Source organism: Brucella sp. MAB-22, assembly GCF_025908475.1.
Lineage (GTDB): Bacteria > Pseudomonadota > Alphaproteobacteria > Rhizobiales > Rhizobiaceae > Brucella > Brucella anthropi.
Genome location: NZ_CP109781.1, coordinates 1108485 through 1122775, shown reverse-complemented (window position 1 = coordinate 1122775; position 14291 = coordinate 1108485). Strand labels below are relative to the sequence as shown.

Below are 14291 nucleotides of genomic sequence, written 5' to 3'. Positions count from 1 at the left end.
CAGACCTGCCTCGAAAGAGCGTAAATAGACCGTTAATTGCTGCATGTTGTGAACAATGGCCAGTTTCGATCCCTTCAACGCCATCATTGCAAAACCCGAAAAGTCACCCGTTCACACAACGGACGGACCGCTTAAAGGTGAACGGCTGGCCGTAAAAGACATTTATGACGTCGCCGGAATGGCAACCGGATGCGGGAATCCGCAAATCGAGGCCGAATCACCTCGCGCCGAAAGATCGGCCCCGGTGGTGGAGAAGCTCCTCGCCGCCGGTGCCGAATTTGTCGGCAAGGCGCAGACCGACGAACTTGCCTTCTCCCTGATGGGGCAGAATTCGCATTTCCCCTATCCGATCAATCCGGCAGCACCGGACCGCGTTACCGGCGGCTCATCATCCGGTTCGGCAGCAGCAGTTGCGGGCAAACTCGCCGATATTGCGCTCGGCTCCGATACGGGCGGCTCCATTCGGGCACCTGCAAGCTTTTGCGGTCTCGTCGGCCTGCGCACCACCCATGGCCGCATTCCGCTCGAAGGCATCATGCCGCTTGCGCCCTCGCTCGATACGATTGGATGGTTTGCACGCGATATCGACCTTTACGACCGCGTTGGCTCTATCCTGCTTGGCAACGACGCCCGAGAATTCAGGCTGACGCAACTTCTCTATATGCCGGTTCTGGAACAGCTTCTGCTCGGTCAGCAGGAAACAGACGCCTATCGCACCATGTTCGCCCAAGTGCGACCGCACTTCTCGGGTCTCAAGGCGGCGAGCCAGCCGACGCTCTCGATAGACGAACTCTATCTGGTCTTCCGCCACATACAAGGCGCGGAAGCCTGGGCGACACACGGCGGCTGGATTTCCTCCGGCGATCGCAAGCTCGGCCCCGGCGTCGCGGACCGTTTTGCCTTCGGTGCGGAAATCGCCGCTGATCTCGTTGCCAGCCAGCGTATGCGCCGGGCACAATTCACGCAGGAACTCGAACAGATCGTCGGCAATGATGCCGTGCTGGCACTCCCGACCGTACCGGGTGCAGCTCCGCTGGCAAAAGAGCCTTTCGAGACATTGCAGGCCTATCGCGAACAGGCTTTGCGCCTGCTTTGCCTTTCGGTACTTTCCGGCCTGCCGCAGATCACATTACCTTTGGGACAGGTGCAGGGCGCACCTTTCGGGATTTCCTTCATCGGACCACGCGGCAGCGACCGGGCGCTGATCGGGCTGGCCAAAAACATCATCGGGAAGCGGGGCTAGACCATGGACACACTCACACGTATGCGCGCCTTCATCGACGTGGTCGAGGCGGAAGGCTTTTCCGCCGCTGCGCGAAAAATCGGACGTTCCAAGGCGCTTCTTTCCAAATATGTGCGGGAATTGGAGGACGAACTCGGTGCACGCCTTCTCAACCGTACCACGCGGCAATTTTCGCTGACCGAAGCCGGTCACACCTATTATCACCGAGCGGTGGAGATCATTCGCGAGATCGACGCGCTGCAGGATGCTGTCAGCGAAACCAGTTCTGATGCGCGCGGGCGTATCAAACTGTCGGCCCCGCGCACTTTTGCCGATGCCGTCATTGGGCAGTCGCTGATCGACTTTTGCCTCGCCCATCCGGACATTGTGCTCGATGTGCGGCTGGATGACCGTTTTGTCGATCTGGTGGAGGAAGGCTTCGATCTTGCGATCCGCATCACGCGTTTGCAGGACTCTTCCCTCATTGCCAAGCGCCTGTCGCCATTCCATTCCATCCTGTGCGGCGCGCCCGAACTCATCTCCCGCGTCGGCAAGCCCGAACGTCCGGAAGATCTGGCCGATCGGCCTTGCATCATCGACACCAATGCACGCTCGCGCAACAATTGGCATTTCCGCAATACGGATGGCTCGATGATGACAGTTCCCGTCAACGGTCCCATCGAGGTGAACAGCCCCGTCGCCACCAAGAATGCAGCACTCGCCGGGCTTGGCTTCTGTATGCTGCCCGCCTTCATCGCCGAAGAAGAAATCGAGCGCGGCAGGCTGGTTGCCTGTCTGGATGAATTCATCGTGAAGGATGGCGGCATCTATGCCGTCTATCCACATCGGCGCTATCTGCCGGCAAAAATCCGGGCATTGGTCGATTTTCTGACCCAATGGTTCAAGGAGCGAGAATAGAATGCATCCTGAAAAGTGTGAAACGGTTTTCGGGACTAAGATATACGATAAAGCAAATAGAACGTCGCACTTTCGCCGCCTTCGGGCATAAGCGTGGGAAAACTCTAACGGAAAGTTTTATGCTGGTTTCGTCGTCTTGGCTCAAAAGCAGGTTCGTTCGGTCTGCCGCAGCTGCACTGCTGGCCGGTCTCGTGCCGACGGCTGCGCTCGCTCACCCGCATGTCTTTGCCGACGCACGACTGGAACTGACCATAGCCCCCGATGGCACAGTGCAACAGCTTGCGCATGTCTGGCGTTTCGACGACGTTTTCTCCTCCACCGTCCTGATGGAATTCGACAAGAATGGCGATCTGCAGCTCGACAAGAATGAATTGATCGACCTCGGCCATGTCATCAACGGCTCGATTGCCGAGTTCAAATATTTCCAAACTGTTCTGGATGATGGCAAGGACGTGAAAATGGCGAGGCCGACCGACCTCGCAGCAGATTTCACCGAAAATCGCCTGCTCATCATCTTTACGAGCAAGCCTGAAAAGCCGTTGAAACTCGCCCCCGGCCACAAGGTCAGCTTCGGCGTCTACGACCCGACTTTCTATACTGCCATCGATTACATGAACGACAGCGATCTGGTTGTGAAAGGCCTGCCCGCAGGCTGCACCTCCAAGGTCGTGCGCCCCAATCCGGATGAAGCGCTCGCCCAGAATCAGGCAACACTGACCGATGCCTTCTTCAACGATCCGGCAGGCACGGACATGTCGAAAATATTCGCGACCCGTCTTGAGATAGACTGCGAACCGAAAGGGAAAACAGGCTGATGAGAAAACCGGCTACCTTCATTCTAACTCTTTGCCTTACGATGATCGTTGCGCAGGCCTATGCGCAGTCATCGCTCGGTATCGGTGCGAATGAGGTGGCGATGAAGCCAACCGGGCCTTTCGCGCACATCATTCTCTGGATGAACGAACAGCAGCGCTCGTTTTATCTCGCCATGACCAATGCGTTGAAAGCCATGCGTGAAGATCCTTGGCAGGCTTCGGTTCTGGTCGGACTTTCCTTCGTCTATGGCATTTTTCATGCGGCAGGGCCCGGCCACGGCAAGGCAGTCATCTCGTCCTACATGATCGCCAACGAAACGGCGCTGCGGCGCGGCATCTTCCTGTCGTTCATTTCGTCGCTTTTGCAGGCGATTATGGCCATCGCCGTGGTCGGTCTGGCATGGTTCCTGCTGCGTGGCACCGGCATTTCCATGAATCAGACCGCCCGTTATATGGAAATTGCAAGTTTTGCGCTTGTCCTGTTTTTCGGCCTTTGGCTTCTGGCGCGCAAACTACCGCTACTTTTCAAGAAGCAAGACGATGCAAGCCCCAGCCCGGCCTCGTCGCTTTTTGCTGCAGCACCCGAACCGGCAATGGCTTCCGGTCCGGCATGGCAGGGCAGTATTTCGCAGACCACGCGCGCGGCGGCTGCCACCAGCACAGTAAAGCTCAATTACAAACCCGCAACCGCTGCTGCATCGGATCATATTTTCATCGGCGAGGGCGATGTGTGCGCCGCGTGCGGCAACGCCCATATTGCCGATCCGTCGACGCTCGGCGACGACTTCAACTGGAAAACGGCGTGGTCGGCGATTTTCTCGGTGGGCCTGCGTCCCTGCTCCGGCGCGCTGATCGTGCTGACGTTTGCGCTTTTGAATGGCCTGATGGTCGGCGGACTGCTTTCAGTCTTCGCCATGGCGTTCGGCACATTCATCACCGTGGCTGTTCTTGCCACGCTGGCTGTCACAGCAAAAAACACGGCCTTGCGATTTGCAGGCAGCAATGCCATGTCCGGACGGCTGAAGGCGGCAATCGAAGTTGCCGCCGCCCTGTTCATCGCGCTGACAGGTGCGCTTTTGCTCAGCGCTTCGCTGGTTGGTTAATCCTTGTTCTGGCGGCGCGAGCGCAGCCAAAAAATGGCGAAGAAGCCCAGAACGAAAACTATCGGGAAGATAATCGCCGCGATTTGCGAGCGCTCGCCCAGCGCCAGCATGATGCTGGGCACGAAATAGGCAAGCACCCCGAAGCCGATCAGGATGATGGCGGCAGCAATTGCCGGATTGCTCTTCTTACGCTCAGCCAAGATCACGAAACTCCTCCAGCTTCTTCTTCTGCTGACCGTCACTATCAAAGTTTTCCGGCGCAAGCCATGCCTGATAGGCTTTCTTCAAGGCAGGCCATTCGCTGTCGAGAATGGAAAACCATGCCGTATCGCGGTTCTTGCCTTTCGCCACCATATGCTGGCGGAAAATCCCCTCGAACGAAAAGCCGAAGCGCTCCGCAGCCCGCTTGGACGGCAGATTGTCGTTGTTGCACTTCCATTCGTAGCGACGATAGCCAAGCTCGTCGAAAATATACTGCATGAACAGGAATTGTGCTTCGGTGGCGGCGGGCTTGCGCGAAATCAGTGGACCCCAATAGATGTTGCCGATTTCAATCGCGCCGTGAGCGGAATCGATGCGCATCAGGGTCTGGCGTCCGGCGACCTTGCCGCTGGCCTTGTCGATGACGGCGAAAAACTGTGGGTCTTCGCTTTTCGCCACCTTTTCCAGCCAGGGCTCGAATTCTTCCCGGGTTGCGGGCGGAAACTCGAACAGCCACGTAAAACGTTGGTCTGCATCGGTGACCGAAGAAGCGGCGAAAAGTTCGTCCCCGTGCTTCTTCGGGTCCAGCGGTTCCAGCCGTACATATCGACCTTCAAGCACTTTGCGTTCCGGCTTGGGGCGCGGCGTCCAGTTCTGCAAATCAGTCATGCCTATTCTCCCATTCGGCCGAGACAGGAGCATAAAACAAGCGGGGCGAAAACCGGATTATTGTCCCCGCGTCATTTTTCCCGAATAGCCGCCCGATCAACGGAAACCGCCTTCACCAGCGCAACCACATGGTCACCTGTTTGAAGGGCCAGTTCATCTACAGAACGCCGCGTCAGCCGCGCACCAAGACGACGTCCCTGAAAGTCCAGCGAAACATAGGCATTCGGGCCATCATCCGCCGTAACGGCAGTGACGGTCACCGGCAGCACATTGCGGATGCTAATCGCTTCCGGCACCTTACGTGCGATGGAGACGTCGCGCGCACGCACGCGCAGCCGCACACGCATATTCTGTTCCAGCCCCGCATCGCTGAGCTGGAACGACGCGCCACCGAGATCGATTTCTGCCAGTTTGTAGCGCTCGTCATAAGACGAAACCATACCCTCCAACAGCACGCCACCGCCCTCGCCCTCGGCGTCGATCAGCGGAAACACATCCGCCGCCGCACCACTTGCCGTCACCCGGCCAGCGGAAAGAAGCACAATTTCGTCAGCAAGCCGCGCGACTTCATCGATTTCATGGCTCACATAGACGATCGGCACGTGGCTTTCATCGCGAAGACGCTCGATGAAGGGCAGAATTTCCTGCCGGCGCGCATGGTCGAGTGAAGAAAGCGGCTCGTCCAGCAAAAGAAGTGCGGGATCAGACAACAGCGCGCGACCGATAGCGACACGCTGGCGTTCGCCGCCGGAAAGCGTCGATGGCCGCCTGTCGAGAAGATCATCAATGCCGAGCAGCGCCACCACCTCGTCAAAGCTCCGTGTCGCCTGCCTGTGCCCGGCCCAACGCGCATAAGTCAGGTTCCGCTTCACGCTCATATGCGGAAACAACCGCGCTTCCTGAAACACATAGCCGATGCGGCGCTTTTCCGGTGGTAGATTTACGCCCTTTTCGGCATCGAACAGCGTGAAGTCACCCACGGCAATGCGTCCGCTCTCCGGACGGAGTGTTCCGGCAATCATTTTCAGAAGCGTCGTCTTGCCGGCGCCCGAATGGCCAAACAATGCAGTCACGCCCCAGTCGGCGGCGAAATCGGCCTCGACAGGAAACCTGCCATTGCGCCCTTTGATCGAGACAGCAAGCCCGCTCATTTTGTCGCTCCCGCAAGCCTGCGCTGCAACCACTCGGAAAGGACCACGGCGGCAATTGAGATAGCTGCAGATATGGCAATCAGACGGAATGCTTCGGCATCACCCGTTGGCGTCTGCATCAGGGCATAGATGGCAAGCGAAAGGGTCTGCGTTTCGCCGGGAATGTTGGATACGAATGTGATCGTAGCACCGAATTCACCCAGCGCCTTGGCAAAACCAAGCACTGCGCCTGCAAGCACACCGGGTAGCAACGGCGGCAGAATGACCGTGAAGAAAGCCGTGAAGCGGCTGGCGCCAAGCGTGCGCGCCGCTTCCTCAAGTCCCCGATCCAGCCCCTCTATCGAAAGCCGGATCGGCCGGACGAGCAACGGAAACGCCATGACACCGGCGGCAAGGGCGGCGCCCGTCCAGCGAAAGGCAAAGGAAAGACCGAACAATTCCTGCAAAGGCGCTCCCAGAGCACCCCGCGCGCCAAACAGGATCAAAAGCAGATAGCCCGTCACCACCGGCGGCAGGACCAGCGGCATGGTGACGATAGCCTGCGCCAGAGACTTGCCCGGAAAATTGAACCGGGCAAGAATCCAGGCGACGATAAAGGCAACTGGCAGCGCAACAATGATGGCTATTCCGGCAACCCGGAGCGACAGAGACACAATCTGCCAGACATTACTCTCAATCATCTTTGGCCATCATTATTCAGCAGCCTCCGCAGCTCCCACAAAGCCCTTTTCCTTGATGATCGCCTGACCGGCATCGCTTTCAAGGAAAGCCAAGAAAGCCTTGGCGGCATCGGTTTCGTTCTTCGCAACAAGTGCCGCCGGGTAAAGGATCGGGGCGTGGCTGCTTGCCGGGAAGCGATAAGCTTCGACCAGTTCCGGTGCTGCGGCACGGTCCGACGCGTAGACGATGGCCGCCTTCACTTCCGCGCGGCTGACATATTGCAGCGCAACGCGAACATTCTCGGCAAACACGCCATTCTTCTCGACGTCTTTCCAAATGTTGAGCTTTTCAAGCGCTGCCTTGCCGTATTTGCCCGCCGGGACATTCGACGGGTCACCCATGGCAAAACGACCGGCGCTCAAAAGCTCCTTGGCGTCACCCTTCGGCGTGTCTTTCTGCGTTGCAATCACCAGCGCATTGCCGGCGATCACCTTGCGTGAAGCCTTGTCGATGGCATCGGCCTTTTCGACATAATCCATCCAGTCGAGATCGGCGGAAATGAAAATCTGCGCCGGAGCGCCCTGCTCAATCTGCTTGGCCAGAACCGACGAAGATGCAAACGACGCGACCACTTCGGTACCGTCCTTGGCCTTCATCTGCTTGGCAGCTTCTTCGATAACGTCTTTCATGCTGGCGGCAGCGAAAACAGTCACCTTCTCGGCAGCATGGGCAACCGAGGCGGCACCCGCAGCAACGGTGATGAGAAATGCGGCGATCAGTTTCTTCATGAATATCCTCCATATTGCCTGCGACGACAGGCAAACCATCATCCGCCGGAAAACCGGCGCTGTTTCTGTATGAGCATTGGAGATTTCCTATGCCCCGACTTGCGATGATGGGTGTGATGGAGGCAAACGCGACCCGGATGCCGTCAAACCCTTGATGCACGGGCGTCCATGCAAAAGCCGCCCAAATTCCGTAACGAATTCAGATCGTTCCGGAACCAGAGCCACCATAATGGGATGAAATCTGTTTGACCAGCCCTGTGGGGATGCATGCGGCAATAGAGCATTTTCTGTTTTGATTAAAACATTGGAAATGCTCTATTGTTTTGTTCTGACGCGCATCTTGTCCGAAACCGTTTCACACTTTTCGGGATGCGCTTTAGAGCATTGCCGCAAATTGCGTCAACTGCCGATGTGCTTGTGCGCCCCACGCATTTCGGCGAGCTTCACCTGCTTCTGGCGTTCTGCGTAGCGGGCGCGATCTTCCGGCGTGCGCTCGTCATAACAACCGGCACAGGAAACGCCTTCCTCGAAAAACTGTGAAAGCTTGTCCTCCGGCGAAATCGGGCGGCGGCAGGCACGGCACAGTTCGACATCGCTTTCAGCAAGGCCATGGCCCACGGCCACGCGCTCGTCGAACACGAAGCACTCGCCGTTCCACATGCTGTCTTCACGCGGAACTTCCTCAAGATATTTCAGGATACCGCCCTTTAGATGAAAGACATCGTCGAAGCCCAGCCCCTTGACGAAGGCCGTTGCCTTTTCGCAGCGAATACCGCCTGTGCAGAACATGGCGATCTTCTTGCCTTCCAGCTTGTCGCGGTTCTGCTCGACCCATTCGGGGAACTCGCGAAAAGTCTTGGTCTGCGGATCAAGCGCCCCTTCGAATGTGCCGATGGCATATTCATAATCGTTGCGCGTATCGACCACGACGGTGTTCTCATCGGCGATGAGTGCGTTCCAGTCCTGCGGCGCGATATAGGTGCCGACGCTTTTCAGCGGATCGATACCATCGACACCCATGGTGACGATCTCACGCTTCAGCCGCACCTTCATGCGATGGAACGGCATTTCGGTCGCATGGGAATATTTGAGCTCCGGGTCAGCCAGACCGGGGATAGCCGTGATGTGCTGCACCAGCTTTTCAATTGCCTGGGGTGTGCCTGCAACCGTCCCGTTGATGCCTTCCGCCGCCAGAAGCAGCGTTCCCTTGATGCCATTCGAGCAGCAAAGCTTGGCAAGCGGCTCGCGCAGGCTTTCATATTGCGGGAGCGGCGCAAAGCAATAAAGGGCGGCAACGGTGAAAGGCAAATTGCTCATCGGTTCTATCTTCTTTGAAAACTATCCCGCAACTAATCCCCACAAACGGCGAATTCAAGTCAACTTTATCCTCATGCGACCAAGACGCCCCAAAATCCGCCTCGAAGACCACTTTTCGAGGAGAGAGATATGTTCGACAGCCAGACAATTGCAGCCCTGACGACAATGGCAGATGAGACGGAGATTAACCCGGCGGCTTTGCTGGCAATTGCGGAAGTGGAAAGCGGCGGGAAGGCGCTATTCGATATCAGCGGAGGCAAAGAACCGGCCATCCGGTTCGAAGGGCATTATTTTGACCGCAGGCTGTCCGGTCGTCTACGCGACTATGCCAGAACCAACGGCCTGTCGGCACCAGTTGCAGGCCAGATACGCAATCCGAAATCGCAAGCTGCGCGCTGGCTTCTGCTTGAACGTGCGATGGGCTTGAGCAAAAAGGCAGCGCTCGAATCCACCTCCTGGGGGCTGGGGCAGGTTATGGGTGCGCATTGGGAATGGCTTGGTTATGCCACCGTCGATGAACTTGTGGCGGAAGCACGCGGATCGATTGCCGGGCAGGCGCGGCTGATGCTGCGCTTCATCGAAAAGGCAGAGCTTCTCGACGTGCTGAAGGCCCGTAACTGGCGCGAGTTCGCCCGACGCTATAACGGTCCGGCTTTCGCCCGCAACGAATATGACAAACGCATGGCCGAAGCCTATCAGCGCTGGCAAAAGCGGCTTGAGAACTTTAAAAGAGCCGCGTGATCAAGCCTTCTTCAATGGTGGACAAACCGACGAAGGAGATTTAAATCGATTTATCCACTCAAACAGCCGAGCAAGCCGATGTCCCAGAAAACCGATCTTCTCGTCCCCATCATGACAGGCCAGCCGGTCATTCCGGTTCTGTTGATCGACAAGGTGGAACATGCTGTTCCGCTGGCACGCGCGCTTGCCAAAGGCGGATTGCCCGCCATCGAAATCACCCTGCGCACGGCTGCGGCACTCGATGCCATCCGCGCGGTCGCATCGGAAGTGCCGGAAGCAATCGTCGGTGCCGGGACGATCCTCAATGCCAAACAATATGAGGATGCAGCGAAGGCTGGTTCGCGCTTCATCGTCAGCCCCGGCGCAACGAAATACATCGTCGCTGCCGCCAATGACAGCGACGTGCCACTTCTGCCCGCCGCCATCACACCGAGCGAAATGCTGGCGCTCCGCGAGGAAGGCTATACCCATTTGAAATTCTTCCCCGCTGAACAGGCTGGCGGCGCATCGTTCCTGAAGGCGCTGTCCTCTCCGCTGGCCGGAACCTTCTTCTGCCCGACAGGCGGCATCAGCCTTGCAAACGCCAGGAATTACCTGTCGCTGCCGAACGTCGTCTGTGTCGGCGGCTCGTGGGTTGCACCGAAAGAACTCGTCGAGGCTGGCGACTGGGATGCAATCACCGACCTTGCAAGCGAAGCAGCTGATCTGAAAAGCTGAGTAAGCTCATATGGGATGTAAAAAGGGGCCTCGAAGGCCCCTTTTCTTTTGGTTTGTCATCGTTTGGATGGCGATCAGTTGGTTTCCGTGAACTTGGCCACCGTCAGGAAGGTAACGGCATTGCCGCTGAACTGGTTGGCGCGTTCGGTCGGCAGATTGCCACGCTGGAAACCTGCCGTGTAGACCATGGCCGGTGCGGAGCGCATCGCATCATTGCGGAGGACCGGATTGGTCACCGGTATGGCGCTCGACACCGATTCCGTCGACATGGCTACTTCCGAAGTTGGCATCACCGCAGGCTGGACAACTGCACGCGGCTTGGACTGGGCCTTGGCTACATAACGTCCGCCCTTCGCGGTGGTACGAACGCCCGTCTCGGCTGCCTTGCCAATCGCTGCGACCTGTTTATGGACTGCGGCAGAAGCAGTGGCTGTCGGCTTTGCCGGTGCCGTGCGGGCAACCGAAGCTGTCTGCACAGCTGCCGGAGCCTGTTTTGGCGCAGCGTCTGCAACCGGCTTGCTGTCGTAATAATCGTCAGAAGGCGGTGCGATCAGTTCGCCGATCTCATCCCTCTTGGAAAGCAGGGCAAGCTGCGTGTTGGCACGCGGCGCTTCCTTCGGCAGCGGGAACGCTGCCGTTTCGCCCGGCTGCGGCACAGCCGCATTGCCTGCATCGGCAAGCTGTGTCGGTTCGGCCTGCTGGCTATTGACCAGCGCGGCAATCGCATCCTGACCGTTTGTAGCAGGGCTTTCACCCGGACGCGTCGGACGCGCTGACGGCACCACTGCAGCTGCAAGCTGCATATTATCCGTTTCAAGCTGCGGGCGAGCCGACGGGATTGGCACAAAACCATTCATCAGCGGCGAAGGCGTGCCAGCATCGGCAACCTGAACCGTATTCGCATCCACGGCGGCACGGGCGGCAGCTGCCGCATCGGCGGCAGGTTCGGCTGCGGCGAGTGCAACGGCATCCTGTGGCGCCATTGCGGGTTTGCGAGCTGGGATAGGAACGTTTAGTGCGGCGACCGGGACTTCGGCTGCGGCCTGAGCCTGTGCATCAAGGCCCGTTTCCGGACGCGGTGCTTGTACCGGAAGCGGAGCATCGCGGGCAGGCAGAGCAGCAACCATGGTTTCACGCGGCTGCTGGACCGGCTCTTCCGGAACGGCTGCCGGAGCCTGACGCGCAGGCGCGGCGCGAGCCGGCCGTGCCGTCGCCGGCGGGGCGCTCACATCACCAGTGTCTTCTTCTTCATCGGCACCGCCGCCAAACAGCGCACCGAACAGGCTCTTGCTGCGACGCGGCGCGGAATTGCTGGCCATCAAGATCTCGCCGCCACCGGCCTTGCGCTTCTCGATCATGGCCAATGCCTGCTCATAGCCCGGCAACGGCTTGCCGTCTGCGGGAAGGTGAGCGGTCTTGCCATCCGGGAAGAGTGCGAGCAGTTCGCGGCGGCTCATGCGCGGCCAGGAGCGAACATTGCCAACATCCATGTGGACGAATGGCGAGCCGGAACGCGGATAATAACCGACGCCACCGATCTGATAGCGCATGCCGATGCCGCGCAATTTTGCCAGAGGTACGCCAGGAATATAGAAGTCCATCGCCCGGCCGAGCATATGCTGGCTCTTCTTGGCAACGCCGGTCTTCGCGGAACGCGAGCGCAGCATGGCATTGGTGGCCGGTGAACGATAAGCGGAAACGACGGTGATATACTGGCTCGACCCAGTAGAGCGATAGACCTGCCAGACCAGATCGAACAGGCGCGGGTCCATCTTGGTCGGCTCGTTGCGGCGCCAGTCTCGCAGGAAAACGTTCAGCTTCTTCAAACCCTGGGCGTCAAAGCGACCGTTTCTCTTGAAGACGATTTCCGCTTTTTCACCGGTGTGAACGTAATAAAGCTTGAGAGAGCGGGTTTCAGCCGAAGCCTGCGAAGGAGACAGCGCCATGAGAACCGCAGCAGCGGCAAGGGCAGACGGAACGGACATAGATGCCTTCATCCCGGTCCAAACCTTCGCAAAGCGCGCTTTAATGGTCGATATGCTGTTCATCGAATCGTATCGCCTTACCGTTTTTCCGCCCCAGAAGCATTCTCCAGGCATCCCTCGGGACTTTCTTTGTGGTGCCACAAAAAGCCTGCGTCCCAGTTCCGCTCGAGCTCCGATTGTCGGATTTAATGGTTAATGGACGCTTAGTGAACAACAAATGAGGAAACACCATGGCAAAAAAGCCACACACGCGCATCTATTTTTGTCATGGTTAAAAAATTATTAACAGTCTTTAATCGGCAACAGTACCTGCCAAGCGTGACAGCCAATCTATTATAAACGACTAAAATTCAATTGGTTACGCATAGTTTCATCAACTGGCAGCACGGTTGAAAGGGGTCGTTTCCCCCTCCTCATCGGCACCCGGCCCCTTGCCGGAAATCGACGTCACATCGATGCCATATTCCTTCAGCTTCCGGTAAAGTGTGGTTCTTCCAATGCCCAAACGACGGGCAACTTCACTGATTTGCCCGTCATAATGGGCGATCGCAAACCGGATCATTTCTTCTTCGGCTGCGGCAAGGGTGCGCACCTCGCCTGCTCCGTCGATCCCGCTGAACAAGCCTGACTGACCACTCACCGTCGGATCTTGGTCGACAAGGTTGAACCGGGCAGATTGCTGTGTTGCCCTTGCGACCTCAGCCCCCGCACCGATCTGTGCGAAATCGGCCGCTGTCAGTTCGCCAGTCTCGCAGAGAAGCACGGCACGATAAACGGCATTTTTCAGCTCCCGCACATTGCCGGGCCAATGATAGGTCTTCAGCTTTTCCAGCGCATGGGTGGTGATGCCGGTGATGTGCCCCATCCGCTCTTCGCTGACATAACGCATCATGAACTGATGCAGCAGGATCGGAATATCCTCCAGACGGTTGCGCAACGACGGCATAGCAATAGCAAAGGAGCCGAGCAGATGGTAAAGCCCTGCATGGAAACGCCCCATATGGACGAGATCCGCCAAAGGACGGCTGTTCGATGCCATGATGCGGGCGTTAGACAGCGCGCGCTCGCCTCCCCCGCCGGCCTCAAACTGGCCGGACTGCATGGCGGCAAAAAGCTTGATTTGCGTGTGGCGTGGCAGCGCACCCACCTCATCCAGGAAAAGTGTGCCACCATCGGCTTCCGCAAGCTTTCCAAGACTGCGAATGGCGTCATCATCGCGGCGATCGCGCCGCGCGGTCGAAACGCCGAAGAAAACTTCGTCGGCATTGTCGACGGTCAAGGTACGGCAATCGACGGCCACGAAAGGGCCGCGCCAGCGGGCACCGCCACTGCAAATAGCGCGCGCCAGTGTTTCCTTGCCGCTGCCGGGCTCTCCCTCGATCAGAAGCGGTGCATCCAGCGCCGAAGCACGACGTGCCAGAATGCTGACCCGCTCCATTTCCGGGCTTTTGATCGCCATGTCGGAAAGTGTCAGATGAGCTTTCAGGGATGAGCGAGCGCGGCGGATTTCCTGCGTCAGCGCATCGATCTTCAGAACATTGGAAACCGAAACCTGCACACGCTCGAAGGCGACCGGCTTGGTCACAAAATCGACCGCGCCCATTTTCGTTGCCTGCAGAACCGGCTGGAGATCATCATTCTGAACGAGAACGATAACGGGAACATTATTTCCAGCTTCGCGCATCCGGCGCAAAACGGTCAGGCCATCCATGTCCGGCATCGATAGATCAAGCAGCATCAGGACGATGTCCTTACGCTGGCTTACGAAACCGAGTGCGCTTGCTCCACCGTCAGCAAGAATGGTCCGATAGCCCATGCGCATGACTATCGCTTCAAGATTGCGCCGATGAATCGGATCGTCATCCGCTATGAGTATGCGCGTGGCCATTAACAGCTATCATCAACCTATGGAGTTCCCACGCCCAAAATACTTAAACAGTTTAAATGTCTCATATTCCAGGCGCGTTATTTGGAGGCAAGCCTTCGTCGAATGCAAGGTACTAA

At 57.9% G+C, this 14291-nt stretch carries 14 protein-coding genes; 6 read left to right on the top strand and 8 right to left on the bottom strand.

Annotated elements, in window-relative coordinates:
* Nucleotides 1–55 precede the first annotated feature (55 nt).
* The 4 genes from OHI65_RS04985 to OHI65_RS04970 all read left to right on the top strand — a co-directional run bounded on the left by OHI65_RS04985 (nt 56) and on the right by OHI65_RS04970 (nt 4058).
* On the top strand, nt 56–1243 hold the full coding sequence (locus OHI65_RS04985; protein WP_012093539.1) for an amidase: 1188 nt from the start codon (nt 56–58) through the stop codon (nt 1241–1243).
* A gap of 3 nt (nt 1244–1246) precedes the next feature.
* Nucleotides 1247–2140 carry a LysR family transcriptional regulator gene (locus tag OHI65_RS04980; RefSeq protein WP_010660692.1) on the top strand — a complete coding sequence of 298 codons (894 nt, stop codon included), beginning with the start codon at nt 1247–1249 and terminating at the stop codon, nt 2138–2140.
* A gap of 119 nt (nt 2141–2259) precedes the next feature.
* The gene (locus tag OHI65_RS04975) at nt 2260–2955 is read left to right on the top strand and encodes a DUF1007 family protein (RefSeq protein WP_151689301.1); all 696 of its coding nucleotides are present in this window, start codon (nt 2260–2262) and stop codon (nt 2953–2955) included.
* Nucleotides 2955–4058 (top strand): nickel/cobalt transporter, encoded by a 1104-nt coding sequence (locus OHI65_RS04970; protein WP_012093540.1) that lies wholly within the window; start codon nt 2955–2957, stop codon nt 4056–4058. Before OHI65_RS04975 ends, OHI65_RS04970 begins: the two co-directional genes overlap by 1 nt.
* On the opposite strand, the gene OHI65_RS04965 is transcribed toward OHI65_RS04970, so the two are convergent.
* From OHI65_RS04965 to OHI65_RS04940, 6 genes are all read right to left on the bottom strand, one after another.
* On the bottom strand, nt 4055–4264 hold the full coding sequence (locus OHI65_RS04965) for a hypothetical protein (RefSeq protein WP_010660689.1): 210 nt from the start codon (nt 4262–4264) through the stop codon (nt 4055–4057). The two genes, OHI65_RS04970 and OHI65_RS04965, sit on opposite strands and share 4 nt — an antisense overlap.
* Nucleotides 4251–4928 (bottom strand): GNAT family N-acetyltransferase, encoded by a 678-nt coding sequence (locus OHI65_RS04960; protein ID WP_012093541.1) that lies wholly within the window; start codon nt 4926–4928, stop codon nt 4251–4253. Before OHI65_RS04960 ends, OHI65_RS04965 begins: the two co-directional genes overlap by 14 nt.
* Nucleotides 4929–4999: 71 nt before the next feature.
* Entirely contained in the window at nt 5000–6079 is a 1080-nt protein-coding gene (modC, locus tag OHI65_RS04955; protein ID WP_012093542.1) for a molybdenum ABC transporter ATP-binding protein, read from the bottom strand.
* Nucleotides 6076–6759, bottom strand: a complete 684-nt coding sequence (gene modB / locus OHI65_RS04950; RefSeq protein ID WP_012093544.1) for a molybdate ABC transporter permease subunit — start codon at nt 6757–6759, stop codon at nt 6076–6078. The genes modC and modB overlap by 4 nt, the downstream gene beginning before the upstream one ends.
* Nucleotides 6760–6771: 12 nt before the next feature.
* Entirely contained in the window at nt 6772–7527 is a 756-nt protein-coding gene (modA, locus tag OHI65_RS04945; RefSeq protein ID WP_125301783.1) for a molybdate ABC transporter substrate-binding protein, read from the bottom strand.
* Between the two features lie 399 nt (nt 7528–7926).
* Nucleotides 7927–8844 carry a rhodanese-related sulfurtransferase gene (locus OHI65_RS04940; RefSeq protein ID WP_012093546.1) on the bottom strand — a complete coding sequence of 306 codons (918 nt, stop codon included), beginning with the start codon at nt 8842–8844 and terminating at the stop codon, nt 7927–7929.
* Nucleotides 8845–8973: 129 nt separating this feature from the next.
* Here OHI65_RS04940 and OHI65_RS04935 point away from each other — a divergent pair, with 129 nt between their 5' ends.
* Together OHI65_RS04935 and OHI65_RS04930 are read left to right on the top strand one after the other, a co-directional pair.
* Nucleotides 8974–9585 carry an N-acetylmuramidase family protein gene (locus OHI65_RS04935; protein WP_094515857.1) on the top strand — a complete coding sequence of 204 codons (612 nt, stop codon included), beginning with the start codon at nt 8974–8976 and terminating at the stop codon, nt 9583–9585.
* A gap of 78 nt (nt 9586–9663) precedes the next feature.
* Nucleotides 9664–10302, top strand: a complete 639-nt coding sequence (locus OHI65_RS04930; RefSeq protein ID WP_012093548.1) for a 2-dehydro-3-deoxy-phosphogluconate aldolase — start codon at nt 9664–9666, stop codon at nt 10300–10302.
* 74 nt (nt 10303–10376) lie between these two features.
* On the opposite strand, the gene OHI65_RS04925 is transcribed toward OHI65_RS04930, so the two are convergent.
* The gene (locus OHI65_RS04925) at nt 10377–12299 is read right to left on the bottom strand and encodes a DUF882 domain-containing protein (protein WP_125301786.1); all 1923 of its coding nucleotides are present in this window, start codon (nt 12297–12299) and stop codon (nt 10377–10379) included.
* A 361-nt stretch (nt 12300–12660) separates the two neighbouring features.
* On the bottom strand, nt 12661–14175 hold the full coding sequence (locus OHI65_RS04920; RefSeq protein WP_125301789.1) for a sigma-54-dependent transcriptional regulator: 1515 nt from the start codon (nt 14173–14175) through the stop codon (nt 12661–12663).
* Between the last annotated feature and the right edge of the window lie 116 nt (nt 14176–14291).